At 67.5% G+C, this 25,705-nt stretch carries 25 protein-coding genes; 7 read left to right on the forward strand and 18 right to left on the reverse strand.

Annotated elements, in window-relative coordinates; all coding sequences use genetic code 11:
* Positions 1–252: 252 nt before the first annotated feature.
* Positions 253–1,455 carry an ANTAR domain-containing protein gene (locus DFQ14_RS22555; protein ID WP_114453496.1) on the reverse strand — a complete coding sequence of 401 codons (1,203 nt, stop codon included), beginning with the start codon at positions 1,453–1,455 and terminating at the stop codon, positions 253–255.
* A gap of 801 nt (positions 1,456–2,256) precedes the next feature.
* Here DFQ14_RS22555 and DFQ14_RS12980 point away from each other — a divergent pair.
* The 3 genes from DFQ14_RS12980 to DFQ14_RS12990 all read left to right on the forward strand — a co-directional run bounded on the left by DFQ14_RS12980 (position 2,257) and on the right by DFQ14_RS12990 (position 3,379).
* Complete coding sequence (locus tag DFQ14_RS12980; RefSeq protein WP_114453497.1) at positions 2,257–2,568, forward strand: helix-turn-helix domain-containing protein; 312 nt, start codon at positions 2,257–2,259, stop codon at positions 2,566–2,568.
* Positions 2,569–2,781: 213 nt separating this feature from the next.
* The gene (locus DFQ14_RS12985) at positions 2,782–2,982 is read left to right on the forward strand and encodes a cold-shock protein (protein ID WP_114453498.1); all 201 of its coding nucleotides are present in this window, start codon (positions 2,782–2,784) and stop codon (positions 2,980–2,982) included.
* Between the two features lie 19 nt (positions 2,983–3,001).
* Complete coding sequence (locus DFQ14_RS12990) at positions 3,002–3,379, forward strand: hypothetical protein (RefSeq protein ID WP_114453499.1); 378 nt, start codon at positions 3,002–3,004, stop codon at positions 3,377–3,379.
* A gap of 83 nt (positions 3,380–3,462) precedes the next feature.
* Here DFQ14_RS12990 and DFQ14_RS12995 read toward each other — a convergent pair whose 3' ends face one another.
* The 8 genes from DFQ14_RS12995 to DFQ14_RS13030 all read right to left on the reverse strand — a co-directional run bounded on the left by DFQ14_RS12995 (position 3,463) and on the right by DFQ14_RS13030 (position 13,050).
* Complete coding sequence (locus DFQ14_RS12995; RefSeq protein WP_114453500.1) at positions 3,463–3,843, reverse strand: ATP-binding protein; 381 nt, start codon at positions 3,841–3,843, stop codon at positions 3,463–3,465.
* Between the two features lie 363 nt (positions 3,844–4,206).
* Positions 4,207–4,566 (reverse strand): MerR family transcriptional regulator, encoded by a 360-nt coding sequence (locus DFQ14_RS13000; protein ID WP_114453501.1) that lies wholly within the window; start codon positions 4,564–4,566, stop codon positions 4,207–4,209.
* 94 nt (positions 4,567–4,660) lie between these two features.
* Complete coding sequence (locus tag DFQ14_RS13005; RefSeq protein WP_114453502.1) at positions 4,661–5,104, reverse strand: Hsp20/alpha crystallin family protein; 444 nt, start codon at positions 5,102–5,104, stop codon at positions 4,661–4,663.
* Positions 5,105–5,594: 490 nt separating this feature from the next.
* Positions 5,595–5,957, reverse strand: a complete 363-nt coding sequence (locus DFQ14_RS13010; protein WP_114453503.1) for a nucleotidyl transferase AbiEii/AbiGii toxin family protein — start codon at positions 5,955–5,957, stop codon at positions 5,595–5,597.
* Positions 5,958–5,960: 3 nt separating this feature from the next.
* The gene (locus tag DFQ14_RS13015) at positions 5,961–6,908 is read right to left on the reverse strand and encodes a type IV toxin-antitoxin system AbiEi family antitoxin domain-containing protein (RefSeq protein ID WP_114453504.1); all 948 of its coding nucleotides are present in this window, start codon (positions 6,906–6,908) and stop codon (positions 5,961–5,963) included.
* 56 nt (positions 6,909–6,964) lie between these two features.
* The gene (locus tag DFQ14_RS13020) at positions 6,965–7,837 is read right to left on the reverse strand and encodes an NsdA family TPR-like regulatory protein (RefSeq protein ID WP_179951572.1); all 873 of its coding nucleotides are present in this window, start codon (positions 7,835–7,837) and stop codon (positions 6,965–6,967) included.
* Positions 7,838–7,888: 51 nt separating this feature from the next.
* On the reverse strand, positions 7,889–9,445 hold the full coding sequence (locus tag DFQ14_RS13025; protein ID WP_114453505.1) for a restriction endonuclease subunit S: 1,557 nt from the start codon (positions 9,443–9,445) through the stop codon (positions 7,889–7,891).
* On the reverse strand, positions 9,442–13,050 hold the full coding sequence (locus DFQ14_RS13030) for a DEAD/DEAH box helicase family protein (RefSeq protein WP_114453506.1): 3,609 nt from the start codon (positions 13,048–13,050) through the stop codon (positions 9,442–9,444). The genes DFQ14_RS13025 and DFQ14_RS13030 overlap by 4 nt, the downstream gene beginning before the upstream one ends.
* A 158-nt stretch (positions 13,051–13,208) precedes the next feature.
* On the opposite strand from DFQ14_RS13030, the gene DFQ14_RS13035 reads away from it, so the two are divergent.
* Positions 13,209–13,577: a DUF4190 domain-containing protein gene (locus DFQ14_RS13035; RefSeq protein WP_147275570.1), complete on the forward strand. Its 369-nt coding sequence runs from the start codon at positions 13,209–13,211 to the stop codon at positions 13,575–13,577.
* 408 nt (positions 13,578–13,985) lie between these two features.
* Positions 13,986–14,744, forward strand: a complete 759-nt coding sequence (locus DFQ14_RS13040) for a DUF4190 domain-containing protein (protein ID WP_114453508.1) — start codon at positions 13,986–13,988, stop codon at positions 14,742–14,744.
* A 97-nt stretch (positions 14,745–14,841) separates the two neighbouring features.
* Here DFQ14_RS13040 and DFQ14_RS22325 read toward each other — a convergent pair whose 3' ends face one another.
* From DFQ14_RS22325 to thyX, 9 genes are all read right to left on the reverse strand, one after another.
* The gene (locus DFQ14_RS22325) at positions 14,842–15,150 is read right to left on the reverse strand and encodes a hypothetical protein (protein ID WP_246195487.1); all 309 of its coding nucleotides are present in this window, start codon (positions 15,148–15,150) and stop codon (positions 14,842–14,844) included.
* Between the two features lie 378 nt (positions 15,151–15,528).
* Positions 15,529–15,942: a hypothetical protein gene (locus DFQ14_RS13050; RefSeq protein ID WP_179951573.1), complete on the reverse strand. Its 414-nt coding sequence runs from the start codon at positions 15,940–15,942 to the stop codon at positions 15,529–15,531.
* A 390-nt stretch (positions 15,943–16,332) separates the two neighbouring features.
* Entirely contained in the window at positions 16,333–16,647 is a 315-nt protein-coding gene (locus DFQ14_RS13055; protein ID WP_114453509.1) for a hypothetical protein, read from the reverse strand.
* A 375-nt stretch (positions 16,648–17,022) separates the two neighbouring features.
* Complete coding sequence (locus tag DFQ14_RS13060; RefSeq protein ID WP_114453510.1) at positions 17,023–17,337, reverse strand: hypothetical protein; 315 nt, start codon at positions 17,335–17,337, stop codon at positions 17,023–17,025.
* A 263-nt stretch (positions 17,338–17,600) separates the two neighbouring features.
* Positions 17,601–19,325, reverse strand: coding sequence for a ribonuclease J (locus DFQ14_RS13065; protein WP_114453511.1), 1,725 nt, complete (start codon positions 19,323–19,325; stop codon positions 17,601–17,603).
* On the reverse strand, positions 19,322–20,266 hold the full coding sequence (dapA, locus tag DFQ14_RS13070) for a 4-hydroxy-tetrahydrodipicolinate synthase (protein ID WP_114453512.1): 945 nt from the start codon (positions 20,264–20,266) through the stop codon (positions 19,322–19,324). The genes DFQ14_RS13065 and dapA overlap by 4 nt, the downstream gene beginning before the upstream one ends.
* 210 nt (positions 20,267–20,476) lie before the next feature.
* Entirely contained in the window at positions 20,477–21,103 is a 627-nt protein-coding gene (locus DFQ14_RS13075) for a TIGR03085 family metal-binding protein (RefSeq protein ID WP_114453513.1), read from the reverse strand.
* A 131-nt stretch (positions 21,104–21,234) separates the two neighbouring features.
* A complete protein-coding gene (locus tag DFQ14_RS13080; RefSeq protein ID WP_246195488.1) occupies positions 21,235–22,728 on the reverse strand; it encodes a serine/threonine-protein kinase in 1,494 nt (497 codons plus the stop codon).
* 214 nt (positions 22,729–22,942) lie between these two features.
* Positions 22,943–23,695 (reverse strand): FAD-dependent thymidylate synthase, encoded by a 753-nt coding sequence (gene thyX / locus DFQ14_RS13085; protein ID WP_114453515.1) that lies wholly within the window; start codon positions 23,693–23,695, stop codon positions 22,943–22,945.
* Positions 23,696–24,017: 322 nt separating this feature from the next.
* Between thyX and DFQ14_RS13090 the strand changes: the two genes are divergently transcribed.
* On the forward strand, positions 24,018–24,599 hold the full coding sequence (locus DFQ14_RS13090) for a toxin-antitoxin system HicB family antitoxin (RefSeq protein WP_114453516.1): 582 nt from the start codon (positions 24,018–24,020) through the stop codon (positions 24,597–24,599).
* 60 nt (positions 24,600–24,659) lie between these two features.
* Positions 24,660–25,613: a DUF4097 family beta strand repeat-containing protein gene (locus DFQ14_RS13095; protein WP_114453517.1), complete on the forward strand. Its 954-nt coding sequence runs from the start codon at positions 24,660–24,662 to the stop codon at positions 25,611–25,613.
* Positions 25,614–25,705 lie beyond the last annotated feature (92 nt).

The following is a 25,705-nucleotide window of genomic DNA, read 5'->3' on the forward strand; positions in this document are numbered from 1 at the left end:
GCCGGCAGCTTCCTCTTCCTCACCGTCGAGCTTGCCCCGCAGGCGTCCAGGGCGGGCGCGGCGGCAGGTGGCCACCACACATTCCCTTTCTCCGGCATACCAGCGGCCCGGCCGCAACGCAGTCCCACATCCCCGAACGGGCTCCCGAGCGCCGAACAGCCGGCGACACCGGCTTTGGGGCGCTTGGCCTTCGGCACGCCGGTCCGGTCAAGGCCTCGCCGGTGGAATCCCCAGCCTGCGAGGCCGCTCCGCTCAGCCGGATTCCGGCGGGCTCGCTCCGGGGAGTTCGCCGGTGCGCAGGAAGGTTTCGGCCACGGCGTGCAGCTTGCGGTTGTTGTCCTGCGAGACCCGCTTGAGCACGGCAAAAGCCTGATCGTCGGAGAGTCGGTAGCGCTCCATGAGGATGCCCAGGGCCTTGCCGATCTCCTCGCGAGTGGCGATGGCGGTGCGCAGTTGCTCGTCGGTGCGCGCGCTGGCCAGGGCCACCGCCGCGTGCGAGGCCAGCACCCAGCCCAGACGCTCGGTCCGCGCGTCGAAGGCGTTGCGCCGGTGGCCGTACAGGTCCAGGGCTCCGAAGACCTCCTCGTCGCGGTAGAGCTGAAAACCCAGCATGCTGCCGATACCGAGTTCGCGAGCCCGCGGCATGTAGCACGGCCAGCGGGTCTCGGTGGCGGTGTCGTCGCTGCGATAAACCCGATTGCGCCAAGGCGTGGTATCCAGGGCGGCATCGAAGCACGGCCCCTCCTGCAGCCGGGCCTGGGCCTGGTCGGACTCGTGGACGAGCCGACTGGAGGCCGCCGCAGTGCCGACCTTTTGTTTGCGATGCAGCAGCAGAATGCCCGCATCGTCGCAGCCGTCGAGGTGCTGCACGGCCAATTTCACGACCTGCTCCAGCACGGCCTGTTCCGAGGGCTGCGCGGCCAGCTCCCGAGCGATGTCGGCGAAGACCTCCACATCCGTGTCGTCGGCGGCCATGGCTGCTGCTTCCTCTCCGTCGTACTGCCACCTCCGAGCATGTTCCGGAGCGGGCTCGGCCCGGTCCGGGGTTTGCGGATCCGCGTTCAGGGCGTCGGCAACAGTGCTGTACCAGGACAGCACAGCATCCAATTTGGCGATGCGCAGCGCACGGGCCACTCCGTGATCGTCGGCCACCAGCCGCAGTTCGAGTCCGCGGTCCTGGGCACGCAGGTGTGTTTGGGTCAGCAGTTGCAGGCCGGGCACACCGAGGAATTCCACTGCGGACAGATCGACCACCACCACCCGCACCGACGCCAGCAGGCGAGGGGCGAGAACCTCCTCGAAGTGGGCCACGGTGGCCTCGTCGATCTCACCGGAGGCGGCGATCATCACCGCATCAGCCCGCGGGTGCGTCACCTGCAGCCCCAGCGTGGCTCCGGCCACCTCGAGATCGTCCGGTCCCGATACGTCCTCGGGCGAGGGCTCGCGGATGCTCATCAGGCCTGTGCCTCCCTTGTCTCTCCGCCGGGAGCAGGCCTTGGCAGCAACCGTCACCCCCGGGCAACACACACGGACGTGCGTCGGGCACGTTCCTGCCCAGAAGGCGGATCACGGGCATCTCCTCGGCGGGACGCACGTGATCCCCGGCTGGCTGCTCAACCACGGTCGAAATTACCTCAGGCAGTAAGAACTCGTCGCAGCCATGGCAACGTGACGCAAGAAGCAAGCCGCACCCGGATTCTCCTCCTGGAAGGCGATCTCCCACCGGCCAGGATGCACACGGACAAGGTCCAGGGCCGCCTCGTGGCCGACGCGCTGCCTGCGCAGCGCACGAACGACGAAGGACTCCCCTGGGAGAAGTCCGGTTCCACGTCGCCCCGCCCGGGGCAGCGGGCTCTTCCCGGGGACGTCGTCGGCCATCAGCCGGCGGTCCGAGCGCCCTTCACCGCGGCGAGGAATTTTCTATGCTCGCCGCGGTAGACATGCCATCGCGGTCCTGTTAGAGTTTCTGCCATCAGAGGAGAGAACACACAGCGCCATCAGCGACGAATCGGCGCCGCGAGTGAACAAGTGCAGCAGTCCCCCGGGCGGGGGCCACAGGGTCCCCGCCCGGGCTACGAGGAAAAGTTCGTGATCGCACCCGAGCGAGAAGGGGGGTCGTCGGTTCGTCAGGACGAGCGCCGTACCCGCCTCCCTCAGGCGGAAGTGCGGCCCGCAGTGCAGTGAGCAAGAACCCCTCGCAGCCCCCGGTGCACCGCTGGTGCGCCGGGGGCCTTTTCGAGGGGCAGGGAGCATCCGATGAACCGGCAACGTCCTGGTGCTGATGAGAAGTTCGACGACCCTGACTATCCCGCCTACACCATGGGCCGGGCCGCGGAGATGCTGGAGGTCAGCCAGCCGTTCCTGCGGTCGCTGGAGGAAGCGGGGCTGATCACCCCGCAGCGTTCGGCCGGTGGGCACCGCCGCTACTCCCGTGCCCAGCTCCGGCAGGCCTCCCGCGCCCGCGAGCTCGTCGATCAGGGCACCCCGGTGGCCGCGGCCTGCCGCATCATCAGCCTCGAAGACCAACTCGCCGAACACACCGACACCGGCTCCGATACGTCCGGCTGAGGTCGCCGGCGTGGACGCCACGCTTCCGGAGTGTGTAGGGTGCGTGATGGTCGTCGTATTTCTGAGTTCGTGTTTGTGCACGCTCGCAGGAGTTTGATGCGAGCGCGCTGCTGTCTTTGGTTGATGCTGGAGTAGCCGGGCGTTCGAGATCCCCGGCCCGGGCCTTCACACGGTGTGGACGCCCGTCATACCCAGCTCCCGAAGGAGACAGACATGGCACAGGGAACCGTGAAGTGGTTCAGCGCCGAGAAGGGCTTCGGCTTCATCACCCCCAATGAGGGCGGTCCGGACGTGTTCGTGCACTACTCGGCCATCGACGCCAGTGGCTTCCGCAGCCTCGAGGAGGACCAGCAGGTGACCTACGAGGTCACCCAGGGCCCCAAGGGACCGCAGGCCAGCACCGTCCAGGTCTGAAAGCCCGCATCTCTGGCGTTTGCCGGCTGCCCGCCCGGGTGGGCAGCCGGCGGCGCTTTCGGGCACATACCACCCCACACTCCCCCGAGCCGATCAACCGTCCCCCGCGCCCACGCGCCGGACGGGATCGAGCACGGGAGCAGGAAGGAACCTCATCACCACCTCCACCCCCCTGCGCCATCCGCGCAGCAGCACGCCGGCCACCGACCGGGAACCCCGCAAGCACGTTGCCCGCCGGGCATCGACCGCCGACGGCCACACCCACGCTGCAGGCACCGTCAGCCCGGTCCAGTTCATCGAACCCGAACACGCCCGGGACCTGCCCGAGCAGCACCACCCGGTCGCCGATCGAAGCGACGCCGGGATGCGCCGGTTGCGCACTCCCTTCGCCGCGTGAGCGGCCACCGCCCACTCCCTCCTGGAGAGACTCGGGACTGCCGAAGCGGGCCGGAAGCCGCCGAATAGCGGGGAATCGACTGGTCACTGACCGAGGGACCAGCTCGTCATCTCCAGAACGGCCCACATCCGCTGCTGGTGTTCGTCGCTTTCCACGCCCCACGAGTGCGTCAAGTCTTCCAGCATCAGCCGACCGAGCCCACCGGAGATCAGCAGTGGACCGAGGGAGGCGATCTGCCTGCTCGGCTGCGTGGCGATGATCTCCAGCTCGAGCCTTCCCTCGCTGTTGAAGCCGAGCCACACGTGGCGGGGCGTGCGTCCGCTGCGGATCGCATCGGTGAACAAGTTGTCCAGGACCAGCAAGGCATCCAGCACGGTGCTGTCCGAGTAGCCCCTCAGCCAGGTGCGACTCACCGTGCGCACCAAGGACAACTCCTCGACCGGGTCGCACACCGACAGCGACATCGACCGCCTTCTTGATGAAGACGCCCCCTCTTCCATGTGCTGAGCCTCCTCGATCGGCTACGGCCGGCGGATTCGCCGGCTCACCCGGGCGGGCGTCACCGTATTCCCTCCGTCCGGGCCCGGTGTTCTCGCCAGTCGGCCACGGGAAAGCCGACAGAGAGCGCTTCTCGCGGCCCTTCCGTGTGATGGGCCCATCGCACAATGGGCGCCACACACGACAACTCAGCACTTTTAACACTGTTCGCTGCAGTGGTGTTCATCGGGGGCGGATCGTCAGGCCGCTGCGGCGTCGGCGGCCTGCGTGGCATCGTCGCAGCGGCCTCGAGTCGAACGGCGAGGGGCGAAGCGCCACGATTTCTCGAATCAGCCGCGGGGCCGGTCCGCGCCGTTCTGCCGGGCGCGGTCCTCGAGTTGGCGCAGGCGCTGCCGGGTGTCGTGCAGCTCGGATTCCAGGCGGGCCAGGCGGCACACCGCCACCAGCAGGCTCATGCCCTCTTCGTCGAGAAGTTCGCGCACGCGGGCGGCCAGGACGAGTTCGCTGCGGCTGTAGCGGCGATGTCCTCCGTGCGAGCGGTTCGGGTCCAACAGCCCCGCAGGGCCGAGGCTGCGCAGGAAGTCGGGGGTGACGCCGAGCATGTCGGCGGCCCGTCCCATGGTGTAGGCCGGGTAGTCGGCGTCGTCGAACGCCTCCTGAGCCCGATCGGTGGGGTAGCGCTCGCTCATCCACGTCTCCCGGGAATTGTCGCGCCCCGGCAAGCACTCTGCCCGGACCCTCGGCAGTACCGCCAGGACCCGGGCAGAGTGCGGGAGGGCGCGATCAGCTCTTACCTTCGATGACCCGCCGGCCACCACCGTGACCGACCTTGATCTGGCGAGGCTTGGCGCGCTCGGCCACCGGCAGCGTCACCCGCAGCACTCCGTCGGTGTAGTCGGCACTGATGTTGTCCACATCCAGCCCGTCACCGAGCGACAGTTGGCGGGAGAACGTACCCCGAGGACGTTCGGCGGTCACGTAGCTGACCTCGGCCTCGTTCTCGCTGCCGGGGCGGCTCTTGCGCTCGGCGCGCACGGTCAGCGTGTTGTTCTCCGCGCGGACCTCCAGCGAATCGGGGTCGATGCCGGGCAGGTCGAACTCGGCGACGTAGTCCTCCCCGACTCGGTAGGCGTCCATGGCCATCCCCTGGGGTACGCGGCTTGAGCCGAACACCTCGGTGGTCAGCCGGTTGAGATCCCGAAACAGCGGGTCGAATGCCATGGTCATGGGACAGCTCCTTTCCAGCTCACAGGTGAAAACGCTCAATGCATCAACAACGCAGTGGCATCGGGGCGATGCGCGGCACGGGCGGGGTGTCCTGCTGCCGTCCCGCACGTCACCAACCTCGAGTGGCCGGTGAGAGTGCGCGCCACCTCCTCTCCGTCGAACCCTTCTTCCGTTCTCTGTAATCAGAATTCTAGAGTCACGGTTCCAGCTTTGCAAGGGTGCACAACCAGGGAAAATAACTTCACTGCTCAAACGAAGGTGGTATGGCGGCGAGCAGGAGGGGAGTCGGCGTGCGCGCGAGGGCGAGTGTCGCTCTCCCGGTCGCTCGGGCCCGGAGAGCGAGGCGATCGCCGTCAGGAGGCTCGGCTTCGCGCGGCCTGCCCAGCTCGATCAGGCAGCGCCCCGCCATGACGTCCTTCGTCTTGGCTGAGGTTGAGAAGACCGGTTGAGTTGACTTTCACGCGCAGTACTCACAGGCCGATCATCCGGTTCAGCCCTGGTTGTCGAGTCGGCTCCACGACCGTGTTGTCGGGTCCCAGGATTCCACCGCGTCGCCCCGCAGTAGAGGTGTGAGGAATCTGTCGGCGAGTTCGGCAGCAGCATCCCTCGACCGGTGCAGCAGATCCAGGTCACGGGAATGCCGTGCTTGGCTGTACCGGACCAGCAGGGCAAGCCCGCCCTTGAGCAGCCACCCGTGCGGGTCATGGGTGAACACGCGCGCGAGCAGGCGCTCCAGATACCAGCGGCGTTGGATCTCGCCGCCGTCCACGTTGATCGCCTTGCCGTGTCGCCTCGCACGCGTGCTCACTGCTTGGTGGAGCTGGACGGGGGTGTGGAACTGCGGAGGGGGCACGGATCACCTCGGTGCTGCTCGGGCGGCACCCAGCAGTGCCCGCAGGGCTGTGGCCTGGTTTTCCGTCGGGAGCTGCCGGAATCGCCGAAGCAGCTCGACAATCTGGTCGCGGTGCGCGTTGCTCGCAGTTCGATGGGCGTGCCGTACGGGGGCCATGCGGGCCTCCGACAGATCCGGCACGACCGGCTTGTTCGCTCCGTGCCGATCCCGCTCGGCAGTCTTGGGCAGGGCCAGTGCGCGGCCGACTTCGGCGTTGACGTCCGGATAGGCCAGCAGGATCTCCGTCAGGGCCTGCTCCGTGGGCGACTCGTCACCGACCTGCTCCAGCAGGTAGTCCAGGAGGCCGCGACCGCCGTCGGCGGGCAGCCCGTAACGGCGGCTGTACGGGCTCACGCGGGCGACGAGACGATCGAGGTCGAGTCTGTCCTGATGCCAGGCGCGGTGAATCACCGGGGCGATATGGCTGGAGTCGACGTGATCGTCGAGAAGATCGACCACGGTGCGTTCCACGGTGGTCACCGGCAGCCCGTCGGCCAGCGTGACATCGTCGTCAGTCAGATCACGAGGGCGCAGACGTACCGCGTCCCCGAGCGTGCGCCGTTTGGGGACGATCATCTCGATCTTGTCGGCGACCATGTCACCGAGGTCGTGCAGCAGTGCCGCCGTGCGATGTGACACCACTCCCCCGCCGGGGTCGAGTTTCGGCCGGTCCCAGCTCGGCACGGCCGAACGAAGCGCCAGCCACGCCGCCTTGATCTCGAGGTGGCTGGTCTCCTCGGCAACGGCCAGGGCGTAGACCCCGTGGCGCACACGCAGCAGCAGTCCCTGGTCGACCAGGCGCACCAGGGTCACGGTGCCAACCCCGACCTGCCGGGCCTGCGCCGTGGTGACCAACCCCCACTGCCCGGCGGTGTAGGCACCCAGCTCAGCCAGAGCCCGTACAGCCTTCATGCGGCATATACTACACTCTTTACACTGAAAACTACACTTGAGCGTAGTTTTTGGCGTTAATGCCTGTAGTCAAGGCCGGACAACAACCGTTCCACGGCTTCGAAGCGGGTGTCGCTGCGGGCGGACGGCATCTCGGCGCCATAGCGCCGAGCACCGTCGAGAACTTCGCGGGCGGCGTCGAGCTCTCCCGCCCGGGCGTAGGACTCCGCCAGCCAGGAGCGGTACAGCGCCACCTCGCGCGCGTGCTCGGGCGGGTAGCAGGCGATGGCCGCCGACAACAGGGGTTCGGCCTCGCGCGGCCTGCCCAGCTCGATCAGGCAACGCCCCGCCATGATGTCGATTTCGGCTCTGTCGAGCCAGTAGACCCATTCCGGCTCGTCCGCTCCCCGCCGCTCGTACGAGTCGTCGACGGCGTCCAGGACTGTCCAGGTGGTCTCGGCGTCTCCCGCTTTCGCCGAGGCCCAGGCGAGCCGCTCCAGGAGCAGAGCACGAACCACCGGGGTGGCTTCCGGCGCGCCCTGCACCGCCGTGCGCGCCAGCAGCGCGGCATCGGCAGGATTTCCGACATTGGCAATCTGGTAGCTCAGGCTCGACAGGAGCTGCGCGCCGAGCATTCTGTCTCCGGCTTCCTCGGCTGCTGCCACCCCGGACAGGTAGAGCCGCTGAGCCTGCCGATACCGGCCGGCATCACCGGCCACCCACCCGGCAAGCTGGGACAACTCCCCGACGGCGGTGAACAATCGCTTGCCGACAGCCTCCGTGAAGCTCGCACAGCGCACCAGGCTTTCGGCCTCCATCAACTCCTTGCCGATGATCGGAGACAGCTCCGCACTGCTCACCGTGTCGTCGAGGTGCCGCAGTTCCACCACTCGCGACTCCAGCTCAGCGGCCAGGCCGTGGCCGACCCGGCGCCCCGAGCGGGTCCGCATCCGTTGCCATCCCCGTTCCACTGATGCACCGCTCTCGAACAATCCTGATGGTCACAAGTCCAGATCCAGGAGCTCCTGAGTCCCGTTGCCGACAGGCGGGGGCAACGGTCGATCAGAGGCGATCTCCGGGGAGGGCGCGGCGGGCGCGGTGCCTTCGGACTCCGCATCGGCCTCGGCAGGCTCGGCGGGCTGTGCTTGCGCGGATCGGGTCTTGGCCGCGCGAGGCTTGCGGGTGCGCTTGGCCTTCGGCACGCTCGCCCGCTCGGCGCGGATGCGCTCCAGCAGCACCGAAGCCGGTTCATCGCTCGGCTCCTGCTCCACCAACCGCCCCGCGAACGCCTCCCGCAACAGCGAGCGGCGCAGCTGCTCGGCGCGGATGCGGGCCTGCTCAATCAACCGTTCGGCCTCATCGAACATCGTCAGGTAGCTCTCCGCTGTCCTGACGAGTTCTTGTTGTTGCTCAGGAGGCGGAACAGGCACTGGCAACAGCTTCACTTTGGACAAACTGACGGATGCCAGGTTCACACTCTGCTTACCGTTGGCAAAAAACCAGTTCTTCCCGAATCCATTGGCATGCCAAGACAGCAACTTCGGGTGCAGAATACCGTCGTGTATCCGCGCACGGAACACGTGGTTCTGATGGATACACTGTGCAAGCTGACCTTCCCAGACCCATCCACGGCCGAGCTTGTCACGATCGCCACCCTCATTGAGCAGGACATCACCCGGTCGAAGGGTGAGCTTCTCGATCTTCTCCGGATCCGCGCGTATCGACGCTACATCGTTCAGATTCAGCGATCCTCGCTGAACATTCGCAACCCGAAGGTACGGCACTTCCGGAAGCGCAGGGTCCGACTGCTTCTTGCCGTCCTTCGTGATTCCCCCGACGACATCGGCGACCTCACCCAGACGGCGCCATGTCCAATCGAACGGAACCTTGGGAAGCGTGCCATCCACTACCCCGGCAGGTTCAGGCGGGGAAGCACACTCATCAGTTTGCCCCAGCAGGGAGCCGTCCGCTGCTGCAGCGAGCACCCGATCCCGGAAGCGGTCCATCTTGCTCGCCACAGCGTCCACGCCTGCAACTCCCGCATCCAGGCGCGAGAGGTGGTCTTCGAGGGCGGAGACGATGCGGCGCTGCTCGGCCAGTGGAGCCAACAGCACCGAAGTCCGCAGTAGAATTTTGGTAGATACGCTGGCCTGATTCACATGGTTCGACATGACCGACTTGAAATATCCAGTACGCCAAAGAAAGTGCAACTGGCAAGCCAGAAAATTGGAAAACACACCTTCGACGGGCCTGATGCGAGTCATATGATTGGAAAAACCAACAGGATCAGGGTCATTGAAAAGTGCTGTTTTGCCAACCAACTCTGGACTGTTCGTGTTATTGAACAACACATCGCCACTCATAACCCTACGCTCACTGGAATCGCGAACATATCGCGCATCCGATACATCGATCGCGCCATTGCGCGTAATATTCATAGGGCGAAGATGCAGGACACCATCGCCGGAACGGTTGTGTTTTCCGCTCGCGAAACCAGGTTGTGCCTCGCACAACTCCCCCAGTGTCGCCCATTCCCAGCCGTCGGGTAGGTCGCTCACGCGCTCAGCTCCTGGTTCAACTCGTCGAGAAGGGCCCGGGCCCGGTCGGCGCCGAAGGCGGCGGCGAAGCCGTGCGCACCGCCGCGCTCGGTGAAGGGTACGTGCTCGAAGTCCTCGGCCCGGATGGTGGCGTCCTTGCCGATGGTGTGGACGACGTTGTCCAACCACCACCGCTGATCGGTGCTGAACACCGCACCCGCCTGCTCCTGCCGGGCCAGCCAGCCCGCATAGCGCTCCTGCACGATCTCGCGATACGGCCGCACCTTCTCGTCCAACCCGAGTTCCCAGCGCAACACCCCCACCAGGTCGGCGACCCCGGCCGTGGCCGACGGGCGCCCGGTGGCCTCGCCGAGCTCGGCGTAGGCGTCGAGCAACCGCTCCGGCGTCCACTGGTACGGCGGGCGCTCGATGCGTTTGGCCAGATCCTGCAACTTGGCGAACACCTCGTGCGGGTCGCGCCGCTCCCGGAAAGCGACGTCGAACGCCGCGATCTCGCCGGAATGCGTGCGCAGATAGTCGCGGAAGGACTCCACGAGCTGCCGGGCACGCTGCTCGGCGGTCAACCCCTCGCTGACGGTGACCTCGTCCTCGCTGACCTCGTCGATCACCAGCTCGTGGGCCCTGCGCACCTGCAGGATGCGGTTGCGCAGCTCCGGATTCTCCGCCAACGGCCGCACGGCCTCGACCAGCGCCTCCTGCAACGCCTGCTCCCCGGCGGCCTCGTCACCCCCGGACTCCTCGACGGCCCGGTGGTACAGCTCGGCGCGCCGCTCCGGACCGGCCACCTCGAGCATCCCCTTGGTGATCTCCTCCAGCGGCCTGCCCGCCAACTCCGCGAGCTCGTGGCGCTCGCCGTCGTCGAGCTTGCCGTTCAACGTCGTCAACCGACCGGCCAGAGTGGACGCCTCGTCGGCATCCAGCGTCAGCGAACCCGCCTTGCCCAGCAGCTTGTCCAAGCCGATCTGGCGCTCGGTGAACCGCTCCAGCGGACGCGTCTCCGGACGCGGGGAGTCGGTGACCCCGACCGCGTCGACGAGCACGAAATGCGCCTTGGTCGTCACATCCGGCGTGACCCGCCGCAGCTCGGCCGCATCCACCGTCCGGGCCCCGCGCCCCTTCATCTGCTCGAACAGCGACCAGGTCTGCGGCTCGCGCAGGAAGACCACACACTCCAGCACCCGCACATCGGTGCCGGTGGCGATCATGTCCACGGTCACCGCGATGCGCAGTTCCGCCGAATTGCGGAACTCCTGCAGCCGGTCCTTCGGCTTGCGCGCCTTCGAGGTGATCTTGCGGCAGAACGCGTCGCCCTCGCCGAAGACCTCGCGCACCTCGGCCACGACCTCCTCGGCGTGGTCGTCGCTCTTGGCGAAGATCAGCGTCTTGGGCACGTACCGCCGCCCGCGCGCGTGCTCGCCCCGGCCGACCGGCGGGAAGATGTGCGTGAACAGCTTGTCGTGGAACTCCCCGATCACCGTGCGCAGCCGGTCCCTGGCGATGACGCTGCGGCCCTCCTGCCTGCCGGAGTAGACGTAGTCGTCGTCGAGGTCCTCCAGGCGCTGGCGGCGCGTCTTGGTGTCGCGCACCGGCACCACCGTGCCCCCCTCGATGCGCCCACCCTGCTCACCGATGCGCGTACCGATCCGATACACCTCGAACGGCACGTTCACCCTGTCGGCCACCGACTCCTCGTAGGTGTAGCGGCTGACCAGGTTGCTCGCGAAGAACCCGTAGGTCACCGGGATCGGCGTGGCCGTCAACCCGATCAGGGTGGCGTCGAAGTACTCCAGCACCGCGCGCCACTTGCCGTAGATCGAGCGGTGGCACTCGTCGATCACGATCACATCGAACGTCTCCGGCGGCAGGTGCGGGTTGTAGCCGACCTCGACAGGACCCTCCGGCAGATCCACCGGCTCGTCCTCGTCGGTGTCGTCGCCGGCGTCGGGCACCTGCCGCCCGGTCAGCGCCAGCCACAGCCGCTGAATCGTGGACACCACCACATCGCTGGAATCGAGCACGGTGTTCCCGGACATGCGGCCGATGCCGTGCAGCTCCCCGAACTTCGTGCCGGTGTCGGGCGTGGTGAAGTTGTCGAACTCGGCCACCGCCTGGTCACCGAGGTTGTTGCGATCGACCAGGAACAGGATCCGCCGCGCCCCGGCGTGCTTGAGCAGCCGGTAGCTCGCGCTCGCGGCCATGAAGGTCTTGCCCGCGCCGGTGGCCATCTGGATCAGGGCACGCTCGTCACCCCGCGCCAGCGAAGCCTCCAGCCCGGTGATCGCGTCGTACTGGGCCTGCCGCAGCGGAGCCCGATCCAGCGGCACCTCCGGCAGTGCCGCCAACCGGGCACGCAGGGTCGGGTGCTGCGGATCCTCCTCGGCCCGGCGCATCCAGCCTGCGATCGTGCCCGGCCGGTGCACCGCGAACACGCGGCGGGTGCGCGGCTTCGGGTCGAGCCCGTTGCGGAACCGCACCTCGTTGCCGTCGGTGACGTACTGGAACACCAGCTCGCCACGCCAGGACGCCATCCGCTGCCGCCCGGTCAGGCCCGTGGCATAGCCGGAAGCCTGCTGCTGGGCGGCCGACAGGTCCTCGCCCTCGCGCTTGGCCTCGATCACCCCGACCAGCTTGCGGTCCACGTACAGCAGGTAGTCCGCGTAGCCCGCCCGCGTGCGGACCTCGCGCACCGCCACCCCCTGGGCGGCGAACAGGTTCTGCTCGTTGACGTCCTGCACCGCCCACCCGGCCAGGCGCAGCGCCTCGTCGAGCCGCTCGCGCACCTGGGCCTCGGTCAGCGGCGGACGACCCGCCTGCCGCGCCCGCTCGATGAAGGCGTGCCGCTGGCCGGCCGTGACCTTCTCCGGACCGGCGTCCTCGCGTTCGGCCCGGAGGCGTTCGAGCACGTCGGAAAGCTGATCGGCGATCTCGCGCCACCGCTGCTGCTCCGCGCTGACGCGGGCGAGCTGCTGCTCGACCTCTCGGCGGACCCGCTGCTCGCGCTCCAACGAGTCGTGCGCGCCGGCGAGTTCGGTGCGGGTTTCGATCAGCGTGGCGCGGTGGGCCTCCAGATCGGCGTGCAGCCGGTCGAGCTCGTGGCGTTCGGCCTGCGAGGACGGCTCCGGCTCCTGCTGCGGTGTCGGCGGCACGAAGCTGCGCAGATGACGCTCCCCCGTCAACAGCCGGTACAGCCAGTAGCCGAGGGAGAAGCAGTGGTGCACCACTTGCAGCGCCTGGCGGCGGTCGGCGTAGTACTCGTGAACCGCCTCGTTGCCCGCCTTGCGGATCGCGTGGAACGCGTCGGCCACCTGGCCGATCACGATGCCGGCATCCGCCAGGGCCCGCAGCCGGTCGAGCTGACGATCACCGATCACCTCGGTGCGGGACTTGCGCACCAGCCACTTGGCCAGCGCCTCACCGAACTGGCGCGCCTTGAACAGCGCCGAGGACGGGTCGGTGAACACGTAGGACTCGGCGCTGGCCCCCAGCGACGCCAGCAGCAGGTCGTGCTCGGCCAGCAGACCGAAATTCGGCGAGTTGCGGGCGAGTTCGGCCACGCGCGGATCGACCGGTGCCGACGTCCCCTCCGCTGGAGTTGCCTGCGCCATCGAACCCTTCCCCGGTCGTGATCGGCAAAGCCTTCCAACGTAGCAAGGCCGTCACGGAAAGTACAGGCAAGCAGGGACCGCGGAACCGGCTGTCACCGATCCGAGATGCGATCGAGCACCGAGGGCAACCGGCTCCCGAAGACACTCGGCGGATACTGGTGGAGCACGATGCTCAGGACGCCGACACGCGCGTCTTTCTCCAGAAAGGACATCCGTTGACCGCCCCCACACCGCCTCCGAACGGACAAGCCGCTCAGCCGCGCAACGGGCTCGGCATCGCCGGTTTCGTCCTCGGGCTCCTCGCCGCTCTGCTCGTGCTACTTCCGTCCGTCGGGGTGATCGTCAGCGGGGTGACCATCGGCGTACCGCTGTCGATCCTCGGAGTCCTCTTCGGCATCCTCGGCATCCTGCGCGCCCGCAAAGGGTTGGCCACCAACAAGGGGCTGGCGATCGCGGGCACCACGCTGGCCGCCATCGGACTGGTGACCTGCATCGTCTGGATCGGTGCCTTCAGCATCGCCGTGTAGGCCGACACCCGGAACGGGCCGGTTCGGTCACGCGGAAATCGACCGGTGCCCACACCCGCGAACATCTCCGTCATCGAATCCTTGCCCACTCGTGATCAGTACAGCGCCGTACCGTGTCGCTCCCGTGACAAACCGGAGGAACACTGTTTCGGTGATGTCAGCAGCAACTTCCAGGCCATCTCGGCGGCACCTGCCGCAGCGACGGGTCCGGTGCAGCGGGAGCGTCCCCACATAGCTGTCGACAGTATGCCGACTCGGCCCCGCGTTCGATGCGCGATCCCGAAGCAGTCGAAAAACGGGGCCGATCACGAGCCGTCCTCGCGCGGCACACGAATACGACCTGTCGCGTCACGCCGGCACGAACGGCCGTGACGCCCATGAACGCGTCTCCACAACGAAGGGCACTCGATGACCGCCCCCACACCCCCGCCGCCCGGGCAAGCCGTCCAGCCGCGCAACGGCCTCGGCACCACCGGCTTCGTTCTGGGCCTGCTTGCCACCCTCTTCTCGCTGATTCCCATCATCGGGGTGATCGCCTGGCCGCTGGCGATCCTCGGGCTCATCTTCGGCATCCTCGGCATTCTGCGTGCCCGCAAGGGCGCGGCCACCAACAAGGGGCTGGCGATCGCGGGTACCGTGCTGGCCGCCATCGGTCTGGTGATCTGCATCATCTGGACCGCCCTCGCCGGTGCCGCCGTCGAAGGCGCCAACCGCGAGCTGAACCGCATCGAGAAGGAACTGGAGCAGGCAGCCCCGCCCGTCCAGGACGGCGAGCAGGCGAGCGAGCCGACGAAGCTCGCCTTCGGCAAAGCACACGTCTGGCCCGGCGGTGAGGGAGTCGTGGTCTCCGCTCCCACCAAGTACACGGAGAACAACCCGCTCATCCTCAACAACGACGAGCGCGGCGTCGCCGTGGACATCACGATCACCAACAAAACCGGCGACGAGATCAACCCCGCGAGTTGGGACATCACCGCCACCCACGGTGACAGGCCCGCCGAGATGCTCATGACCGAAGACGCGTTCGCCAACGCGCAGGTCCCCTCGGGTGGCGAACTGACCATCACCCGAGCCTTCAAGGTCGGCCCCGAACCCGCCGAACTGCAGATCTCGGTCGCTCCCAACATGTTCGCCGAAAGCACCGTCTACTACCACGGCGAGTTCTGAGTGTGGTGAGTCCCGGCTGTGGACGTGCGTGAGAATGTGCCGGCCTCCCGAGGGAGACCGGCACATTCTGCTGTGACCCGAAGGCGAAGCGACGACCTCAGTAGTGCCCGTGGCCGCCCTTGTGATCCTTGTGGCCGTGGCGGTCCTTGTGGCCGTGGTGGCCCTTGTCGCCGCCCTCGACGATGGGGGCGTTGACGCACTTGTTGTACTGCGGCGAGTGGATCGGAGCCACGATGCCCACGACGGCCACGTTGTTCCCGCACGCCTGGATCGGCGCCACGCTGGCGTTGTTGTCGTTGAGAATGTTGATGCCGTCGTTACCGCCACCGGCGTAGGCGGGCGCACCCATGGCCATCAGTCCGGCAGTGGCGGCCGCAGCTCCGATGAGTCGAAGGGAAGTACGCACCGGACACCCCTATCTCGTGTGTGCATTCGGTTTCGCCGATCGATTGAGAAGGCGGCCTCGAATTCACCTGATTCCCCATCGACCGGCCTCCCCACGATGGCAGCCGACCCCACTCCTGGCTCGCTCACTCATACCAAAGAGCGAATCACAAGAATCACTTCCACATCCGTGCACGCTGCGCTGTCAAAGACAGCGGGAAACCGAACTGCGTCACTCGTCCAGGCGTGAACCCTCGTGGGAACACCGATTCCGGGACGAAAATTTTTTCGGGAAATGCATTCGGGGATCCGGGAATTAACGGCAATGTGCCGGCCTCCCCGCATGAGAGGGAGACCGGCACACCTCGTACTACCCGCAGAGCAACAGGGCAGGCGGCCGTCAGCCGTCCTTGCCGTCCTTGCCGTCCTTGCCCTCGGCGTGGGCGTATTCGTGCTTGCTGGTCTTGCCGTGGTGGCCCTTGCCCTTACCGTGCTTGTTCTTGCCACCCTCTTCGTTCTCGTTCTCCGCGGTGGCCTTCGCGTCGCCACCGTCACCGCCGTCGCCGCCATTGCCGGCACTGCAGGACTGCGTGGTGTCTCCCAGCAGGTTGATCAAGCTGACGCAGGACAGGAGGTTCACCCCGAGGCCGCCTGAGCCACCGGAGCCGCCATCGCCGCCGGTGGCCTTGCTGGCAGCGGTGAGCTCGTCCAGGTTCAGATCCAGATCTTGGGGGGCGGCGAAGGCCGGCGAGCCCATGCTCATCAGACCGGCAGTGGCGACGGTGGCCCCGAGCAGGCGAAGAGATTTACGCACTTGAATTATCCTCCGACTATGCAACCGAAATTTTCTCATCCGAAATGACACGGCCGAAATCCACTGGATCCGATCTCCGTGGCGCCGACCGGCGGATTCACCATGGCATTCCACCTGCGAGTCTGCTCGTTGTGTCACACCAAAGAGAGAAAACACTCGCGCCGAGACCCGTACGCCGACCCAGCGCTACAGCAACGCGGCAGCGAGTACACATTCGTTCGAAAACCCCTTCCGGGGTCCACCACCGGAAGAACGGTACTGCCCCGAGAAAATACCTCGCCGAACGCTCCCGGGAAATCCCCCGCATGAGATGTGCCGGCCTCCCGCAAGAGGCCGGCACATCTCGTTCTTCCCGCGGAGGGAAACCCGCCAGGAGTGCTGTCCGGGATGTCAGTTCTCGTTGGAGTTCTCCGCGGTGGCCTTCGCGTTGCCGCCGTCGCCACCGTCGCCGCCATTGCCGGCACTGCAGGCCTGCGTCGTGTCACCCAGGAGGTTGACCACACTGAGGCAGGACAGGGCGTTGATGCCGATACCGCCGGAGCCACCGTCACCGCCGGCACCACCGGTGGCCTTGCTGGCCGCGGTGAGCTTGTCCAGGTTCAGATCCAGGTCCATGCCCTGAGGGGCGGCGAAAGCCGGCGAACCCACGGCCATCAGGGCGGCAGTGGCGACACCAGCACCGAAAACACGAAGAGACTTGCGCATTGAACACTCCATTCTTGATGAATCCGGATACACCGGCCGACGCAGGACTCCCCACTCAACCGGGAGAATCCGTCCTTCCGGCCGACGGACTCACCCTGGCACTTCACCGGAGATCCGGCATGGTGCGTCACACCAAAGAGAAAGGAGCCCCCTCGAACGTCGACACGTCATCTCCACCTCGTCTCACCTGTGACACAAAGCGCACAGCCTGCCGGAATGCCTCTTTCTCCGCTTTACCTGTTCATCGGGTGATCTCGATCAAAATCCCCGAGAACGAGCAATCTCCGGGTACGAGTCGTGCCGGCCTCCCGCAAGAGGCCGGCACGACTCGTTCTTCCCGCGGAGGGAAACCCGCCAGGAGTGCTGTCCGGGATGTCAGTTCTCGTTGGAGTTCTCCGCGGTGGCCTTCGCGCCGCCGCCGTCGCCACCGTCGCCGCCATTGCCGGCACTGCAGGCCTGCGTCGTGTCACCCAGGGCGTTGATCACATTGACACCGCACAACAGGTTCACACCGATGCCACCGGAGCCACCGTCACCGCCGGCACCACCGGTGGCCTTGCTGGCCGCGGTGAGCTTGTCCAGGTTCAGATCCAGGTCCATGCCCTGGGGAGCGGCGAAAGCCGGCGACCCCACGGCCATCAGGGCGGCAGTGGCGACACCAGCACCGAAAACCCGAAGAGACTTGCGCATTGAACACTCCATTCTTGATGAATCCGGATACATCGCACCGGCACGGGTTCCCTCCCCACGCATCCCCGAAAGAACCCGTATCACCGGCCGACGGACTCACCCTGGCATCACACCCGGAACTCCGCTCGCTCTGTCACACCATAGAGGACAACCGATCTGCACAGATGAAGCGAACTCACCGAGTACCACCGCACACGGAGCCACTTGTTCGTGCGCTTTCACTCCCGAGAATGAAAGCGCACGAACGAAGAAAAGCAAAATTCTCACGAATCGACGGGCAGAACGTTCGGCACGATCATCGGACGCCTGCGATAGGTGTCGGCCACCCACTTGCCGACCGTGCGGCGCACGGACTGGGCGATCCGATGGGTGTCGACGATGCCCTCCGACTCGGTGCGCGAGAGCTCCATCTCCACCAGCGGCACCACGTCGTCGAGCGCCTTCGGGTCGTCGGAGAAGCCGCGCCCGGAAATCGTCGGGGCCGACACCGCCCTGCCGGTGGTGGCGTCGACCGCCACCGTGATCGAGATGAACCCGCCCTCACCGAGGACCAGCCGGTCCGACAGGGTCGACTCGCCGACATCGCCGACCGACAGACCGTCGACGTAGACGTGGCCGATCTCGTGACGCCCGGCGATACTGGCGATGCCGTCCACGAGATCCACCACGACCCCGTCCTCGGCGATCACCACGCGATCCGCAGGCACGCCCGTCAGCGTCGCCAGGTCCGCATTCGCACGCAGATGCCGCCACTCGCCGTGCACGGGCATGACATTGCTCGGCCGGACCGCGTTGTACAGGTACAGCAGCTCCCCCGCCGAGGCGTGCCCGGAGACGTGCACCTTCGCCCCACCCTGGTGCACCACCTCGGCACCCAGGCGAACCAACCCGTTGACGACCCCGAACACGGCGGTCTCGTTGCCGGGGATCAGCGAACTGGCCAGCACCACGGTGTCCCCGGGACGGATCTTGATCTGCTTGTGCTCACCGCGAGCCATCCGCGACAGCGCCGACAACGGCTCGCCCTGGGAGCCGGTCGAGACGAACAGCACCATCTCCGGGGGCATCGCCAGGGCATCGTCGAGATCCACCAGCAGCCCGTCCGGCACCCGCAGAATGCCCTGGTCGGCCGCGATGCCCATGTTGCGCACCATCGAACGGCCCACGAAGCACACCTTGCGGCCACGCTTGGCGGCGACATCGAGAACCTGCTGCACGCGGTGCACGTGGCTGGCGAAACACGCCACGATCAACCGCTGGGTCGCCTCGCCGACCACCGAGTCCAGCACCGGGCCGATCTCGCGCTCCGGGGTGACCACTCCCGGAACCTCGGCATTGGTCGAGTCGACCAGGAACAGGTCCACACCCTCGTCGCCGAGCCGGGAGAACCCGGCCAGATCGGTCAGCCTGCCGTCGAGAGGAAGCTGGTCGAGCTTGATGTCCCCGGTGTGCAGGACCGTACCGGCCGGGGTGCGGATGCCCACGGCCAGCGCGTCCGGGATCGAGTGGTTGACCGCGAAGAACTCCAGGTCGAACGCACCGTGGCTGCTGTGCTGCCCCTCGGCCACCTCGACGAGGGTGGGCTCCAGGCGGTGCTCTTTGCACTTGGCTTCCAGCAGCGCGAGGGTGAACTTCGAACCCACCACCGGTATGTCCGGCCGCAGCCGCAGCAGGAACGGCACGGCGCCGATGTGGTCCTCGTGCCCGTGGGTGACCACGATCGCCTCGACCTCATCGAGGCGGTTCTCGATCGCGCCGAAATCGGGCAGGATCAGATCCACCCCGGGCGCGTCGTCCTCCGGGAACAGCACCCCGCAGTCCACGATCAGCAACCGGCCTTCGTACTCGAACACGGCCATGTTGCGTCCGACCTCACCGATGCCGCCGAGCGCAACCACGCGCAGGGCGCCCTCGGCCAGAGGTGGTGGAGGCACCGCGGCAGTCGGTGCGACGGGATGGTTCTCGGTCGACGTGGCGCGTGCGCTCAACGCGATGTCACCTCGGCTGCGGCGTCGGGATTGACCAGGACGAGACCAGCATCCCACAGATCACTGGTGATGATGCGCACCTGTTCGTCCGTGGCGGCCGGCAGCGGCAACCGGGGCTGGCCCGTTTCGTAACCGCACAACCGCATCGCGGTCTTGGAGAAGATGACCCCGCCCACGAAGTTCATCGACCGGTACACCGGCAGGAGCCCGTGGTGGATCTCCCGGGCACCGGCGACGTCCCCCGCCTCGTAGGTGTCGAGCATCTGCCGGAGCCGATCGCCGACCACGTGCCCCACCACGCTGACGAAGCCCACGGCACCCACCGACAGCCACGGCAGGTTCAGCGGGTCCTCCCCGCTGTAGTAGGCGAGGCCGGAGTTGGCGATCACGTCGCTGCCCGCCAGCAGATCGTGCTTGGAATCCTTGACCGCCTTGATCCGCGGGTGCTCGGCGAGGCGCTTGAGGGTATCGGTCTGGATCGGCACGACCGAGCGCGGCGGGATGTCGTAGAGCATCACCGGCAGCTCGGTCGCGTCGGCAACGGTGGTGAAGTGCGAGTACAAGCCCTCCTGCGGGGGGCGCGAGTAGTACGGCGTGACCACCAGCAGGCCGTGCGCACCCGCCTTCTCGGCCCCGCGTGCGAGCTCCACCGAATGCGCGGTGTCGTTCGTGCCCGCACCCGCGACCACGGTCGCACGGTCCCCGACCGCTTCGACGACCGCACGCAGCAGTTGTTCCTTCTCGTCGTCGGTGGTCGTGGGGCTCTCCCCCGTCGTGCCGTTGACGACCAACCCGTCATTGCCGACGGTGTCGACCAGGTAGGCGGCCAGATCCTGCGCCAAGTCCAGATCCAGCTTCCCCTCCGCGTCGAACGGGGTCACCATGGCGGTCAGGACTCGGCCGAACGGACGGCCTTCGGTGGCAGTGGGACAGACGGTCATAGTCTTGACGCTACCTGGTAAGCACACTGGTCAGCGCGCCCGCACCCACCATCGGCGCATCGGTGCCGAACGCGCCGACCCCGGCATGGAAACCTCCCGTGCAACGGGGGACGGAGCCGCTCGTTCTTCCGTCGCCACCCCGGATCGACACGAGAGTTTTTCCGGCGCCGGACTGTGCGCTCGCGCACGAGGATCGGGCCACGAGCCGCCTCACAGGCTGCGGCGGAGATCCTCCATCGCGAGCACGTCGGCCTCGTTGCCCTCGACCGTGGCCCGGTTCTCGCGGCGGGAGAACGCGTGCAGGAGCAGCTCGCCGGGATCACCGTGAATGCGCACGGTGCGCGGGCCGCTCTTGGCCGCGATCTCGTGCCCCTCGGGCCTGCGCAGGGTCACCCCCACCGGGCTGCGCCCGTAGAAGAACTTCGCGACCCGCGACAGCGCCTTCCACAGCACCTCGTCGCGTGCCGGGTCGGAGGGCCGTTCCTGCCAGCCCGGCCGGGCGCGCCGCACGTCCTCGTGGTGCACGTAGAACTCGGCGCTGTTGACGGCCTCGTCCACCGGGCCGAGGGCAAGCGGGTTCCACTTGGGCGCACCCCGGCGCACACGGTCGACCAGCTCCGGCCACGACTGCTCGCGCAGCTCGGACACGACCCGGTCGCTGCGCTCGGTCAGCGCTCGCACGAAGCGCCCCGCCAGCGCGTCCGGCCGCTGCTCGCGCACGACGAGATGGATCGCGAGGTCGCGGGTCTCCCACCCGTGACACAGCGTCGGCGCATCCGGACCGAGCTGGTCGAACAGGTCGCACAACTGCCTGCGTTCGTCACTGGCCACACTCATGGGAGCACTCTATCCCGATCTTGCCGGCGGCGCCGCAGGGTTCGCCCTACCTGATGTCGGGACTCCCGGAGCGAGGCGCAGCCGGAGGTTCCGCCACCCACACCGCCACGCAAACCAATCCACACGCCTTCTTATGAAGCCTGTGCCGAACTCCGCAGCTGCTTCCCCTCCGCGCTGTACAGCGCACAGTAGACGGTCCGGTGTCCCCGATCGTTGTTGTCGCCGTTGTCGTCGGCCAGCACGCGGTTGCGCACTTCCCACGTGTTCCGCGAAGGAACCAGCGCGGCAAACCGCAACACGCTCTGCTTGCCGGGGGTGACGATCCGGTCGGAGGAGAAGAACGACGAGCACAGTCCTTCCGCGAACCGGTTCAGTGCCTCCTCACCGGGATAGGAGATCTCCTCGGCACTGCTGCCGAACACATCGCCGTCGGTGTACACCTCGATATCGTGCGGGTCGCTGCACGACACCTCGTCCTCGGACGTGATCCTGGCGCCGGGAGCGAGCGTGCCACCGGCGCAGTCTCCGGACCCGATCCCGGTGAACCGGATGTCCCCGCCCCCGCCGAACGTCAGGGTCGACGCCATCGCCGGTGGCTTCGACGGGGTCAGCGCGAAGCGCCCGACGAGAGCACCTCCGGCGAACAGCACCACGGCCGCCACGGCCGCGGCGCCGGTGATCCAGGTCCTGCCCGGCCGCCGCACCTTCGTCGCCGGTGACACACCGGGGTAGGCGGCGGTGGCGGCGACGGTGGCGACACTGTCCGGCCCGGTTTGCTGCGAACCGACCGCGCTGTCGAGCAGGGCACGCAACTGCACCGTGCTCAACCGCGCCTGTGGATCACCGATCAGCAAGCCCGTGACCACCGAGCCCAGCACCCCGTGGGGGCGGCTCAGCCGGGGAGTCTCGTTGAGCACGGCCTGCAGCGTGGCCGCCGTCGTGGGCCGGTCGAACGGCAGCCACCCTTCCAGGGCGAAGAACAACGTCGCCCCGAGCGACCAGAGATCACTGGCGGCGGTGGCCTCGCCGTCCTGCAGCCGTTCGGGTGCCATGAATGCCGGGGAACCGACGATGGCGCCGCTGGTGGTCAGCTTCGGGTCGTCCAGGGTCTGCGCGATCCCGAAGTCGGTCAGCTTCACCCGGTCCTCGGCCACCATGATGTTGGCCGGCTTGACGTCGCGGTGCACGATCCCGGCCGCATGCGCGTTCTCCAGCGCCGAGGTCACCTGGCGGGCGATCGAGGCCACCTGCTCGACGGGCAGGGGGCCACGCTGCGCCACCAGATCACCGAGCGTGACAGCCCGGACCAGCTCCATGACGATGTAGGTCGTGCCCGACTCGGCGAGCACGTCGTAGACGGTGACCACGGCGGGATCGTTGAGCCGGCCCGCGGTCCGCGCCTCCCGCAGCACCCGCTCCTCGTAGACCTGGCGTTCCTCCGGCGGAACCCCCTCGGGCAGGTGCAGTTCCTTGATCGCCACCTCGCGGCCGATGACCTGGTCCCACGCCCGCCACACGATGCCCATCCCACCGCGTCCGAGCTCGTCGGTCACCGCATAGCGACCTCCGATCACCCGTTCCTGTCGGCCGACATCGGCCTGATCGACCACTGTGCTGACCTCCACCGCACTTGCCTGCCGCCCCACGCGAACGGCCACGAAAAACGCCGGACCACCGGGTCACCGGCACGGGCCGGATTCGCCCGCACCGGGACCGCGGTCCGGGCGCGACGAATCTCGTCGGAGACGTTCCCGGTCATTCCAATGCCGCGGCGAGCGGTTCGGCCACCCCTGTCCCCAGGACGATTCCGAGCTGTTATGTCCGTATCGCGACGCGAGCTCAGCCCTCTGTCACGAACGGGCTCGAAGCGACCTCGCTGCCGTCGCGCAGCGTGGTGATCTCGAAGTCACCGAAGACGTTCGCCGCCACCTTCTGCAACTGGCGCAGGCATTCCACGGCCAGCGCACGAATCTCCACGTCGGCATGCTCGCTGGCGCGCATCGCGATGAAGTGCCGCCACGCGCGGTAGTTCCCCGTCACCACGATGCGGGTCTCGGTGGCGTTGGGCAGCACCGAGCGGGCCGCCTGGCGTGCCTGCTTGCGCCGCAGTGTCGCCTTCGGCTCGTCGGCGAACTTGTCCTGCAGGGCCTGATGCAGATCCGCGTAGGCCTGCAGGCTCGCCTCGGTCGCGGCCACGAACTTCTCGTGCAGCTCCGAGTCCTCGGCGATCACGTCCGGCTCGACCATCGCCGCGTCCCTTTCGGGCACGTAGCGCTGCGACAGCTGCGAGAAGGAGAAGTGGCGATGCCGGATGAGTTCGTGCGTCAGCGAACGGGACATGCCGGTCAGGTAGAAGGTGACCGAGCCGTGTTCGAGCACCGACAGGTGACCCACCTCCATGATGTGGGACAGGTAGCCGGCGTTGGTCGCGGTCTTGGGGTTCGGTTTGCTCCACGACTGGTAGCAGGCACGGCCGGCGAACTCCGCCAGTGCCTGGCCGCCCTCGGCATCGGTCGACCAGTCCACGTCCTCCGGCGGGAAGAACTCGGTCTTGCCGACCAATTGCACCTTCGGCGGCACGATCTCGGCCACGGGGTGACCCCTTCCTGCTCCACATCGAAAATCTGCTTCAACAGCGCGCACAGGTGGTCGCCGAACCGCCGGAGCTTGTCACCGCACCCGGGCCCGCTCGGGCGAAGCAGCACATCACCGCGGTCCCGGGCTTCTCGAACAAACCTCGGCACGGCCCGGCGACGACTCCCCGCTCTGCGCACACCGCAGGGTACCGAGGTGCTCGAAACCGAGAGTCGACCAGGGCGGCGCCGGCAGCGATCCGCTCGCACGAAAGGCCGCGAGCCGCAGATGACATCACCGAACGGTTGTCAGACGCCTTCTTTGACGTCATATTGGTGTCATGGATCTGAGCCCCTACATCAACCAGCTCCGCGAGGACCTCACCACCGCGGCCGCGGCAGGCGACGACCAGACCCGGCAGACGGCGGCCACGCTCTCCGCCTCCGTCGAGCCCGCCACCCGGCTGGCGCTCATGAACGCTCTGTCCGATCTGGCCGCGGAGATCACCACCCAACTCGACGGTCAGGTCGTCGACGTCCGGCTCGACGGCCGGGATATCCGGGTGGTGGTCACGGGATCCCCATCGAGCGCCGAACCCGAGGATTCCGGAACGGAACCGGCGCCGCCGCCCTCCATCGGGGAGGGCGGTGACATCAGCCGGATCACGCTCCGGCTGCTCGACGAGATCAAGGGCCAGGCCGAGCAGGCCGCCTCCACCCAGGGAGTCTCCTTGAACACCTGGGTGGCCCAGGCCGTGCAGAACGCCCTGCACGGCAGCCGCTCCACGGCAGCGTGGGACCGCCCCCGCAGCGGATCCGACCAACGGCAGCGCCCGTGGGGACAGTCCGGCGGCCGCAACCGCAGGCGCGGAGAGCGCACGGAAGGGCCGGGGACCCGCATCCGCGGCTGGGTCCAGGGATAAGGAACAGCCGGCCGGCACCTTTCGGGCGCATCCCCGCACGAGCGAGAAAGCGACACGCACATGGCAGACGACACCGATGCCGCATCGGACGATGTGGTGCGCATACAGGACTTCGACGTACCGGGCCCGATCGAGCTGGACATCAGCAACAGCATCGGTCCGGTCGAGATCGAGCTGCTCGAGACCGCACGCGTCCACGTGGAGGTTCGACACGACCCCGATTCCGGCCAGCCGGACTGGCGCAGCGGGCTCACCGGCCTGCTGAACTGGGTCAGCGAGCAGATCGGCGACAGCGGAATCAAAACGGGCTTTCCCGACCGCGACAACGGGCGCGGCAAGGAACGAGCCCTCGACGACGCGCATGCCGAGGCGGTACGCCAGACCCGCATCGACATGACCGGTACCCGGCTGGCGGTACACCCACCGAGCACCGTGCCGCTGCGGACCGTCCCGCTGGCGATCCGGATCCAGGCACCCGCGGAATCGCAGGTGGGGATCCGCACGGGGGCCGGTCCGGTATCGATCACCGGTACGGCGGAGAAGATGCGGATCCAGACCGGCTCCGGCGCCGTGTCCACGGACAGCACCACGGGAAGTGCCACGATCCGGACCGGCTCCGGGCAGATCCGGCTCGGCGCGATGCCGGCCGGGGTGGAGGCACGCAGCGGCAGCGGCGACATCGAGATCGCCTCCCTGCAGGCACCGTCCTCGGTGGTCACCGGCAGCGGTGACGTGTGGCTCGGCACGGTCGAGGCCGACCTGCTGGTGCGCTCCGGCAGCGGAAACATGATCGTTGCCGAGGCCGTCTCCGGCCAGGTGGAACTCATCACCGGCTCCGGCGGGATCCGGGCAGGCATCCGCAAAGGCGTCCACGCCGAGCTCGACATCACCTCCTCGACGGGCAATGCCGCCAGCGAGCTGGACGTCTCCACCCGGCGACCACCCGAGGAGCCGGCACTGCGGATCTTCGGGCGCACCGGTAGCGGGGAGGCGCTGGTGACCTCGGCCGTGTGAGAGCCTGTTCTGGAACTGGTTTGTGTGGTGGGGCGGTGCTGGAGAGAAAGGAACTCCTGGTAGAGCGGTCGGTGTCTAAGCGCCGCTGGTAC

This window comes from Halopolyspora algeriensis (assembly GCF_003337235.1).
In the GTDB taxonomy this organism is placed as follows: domain Bacteria; phylum Actinomycetota; class Actinomycetes; order Mycobacteriales; family Pseudonocardiaceae; genus Haloactinomyces; species Haloactinomyces algeriensis.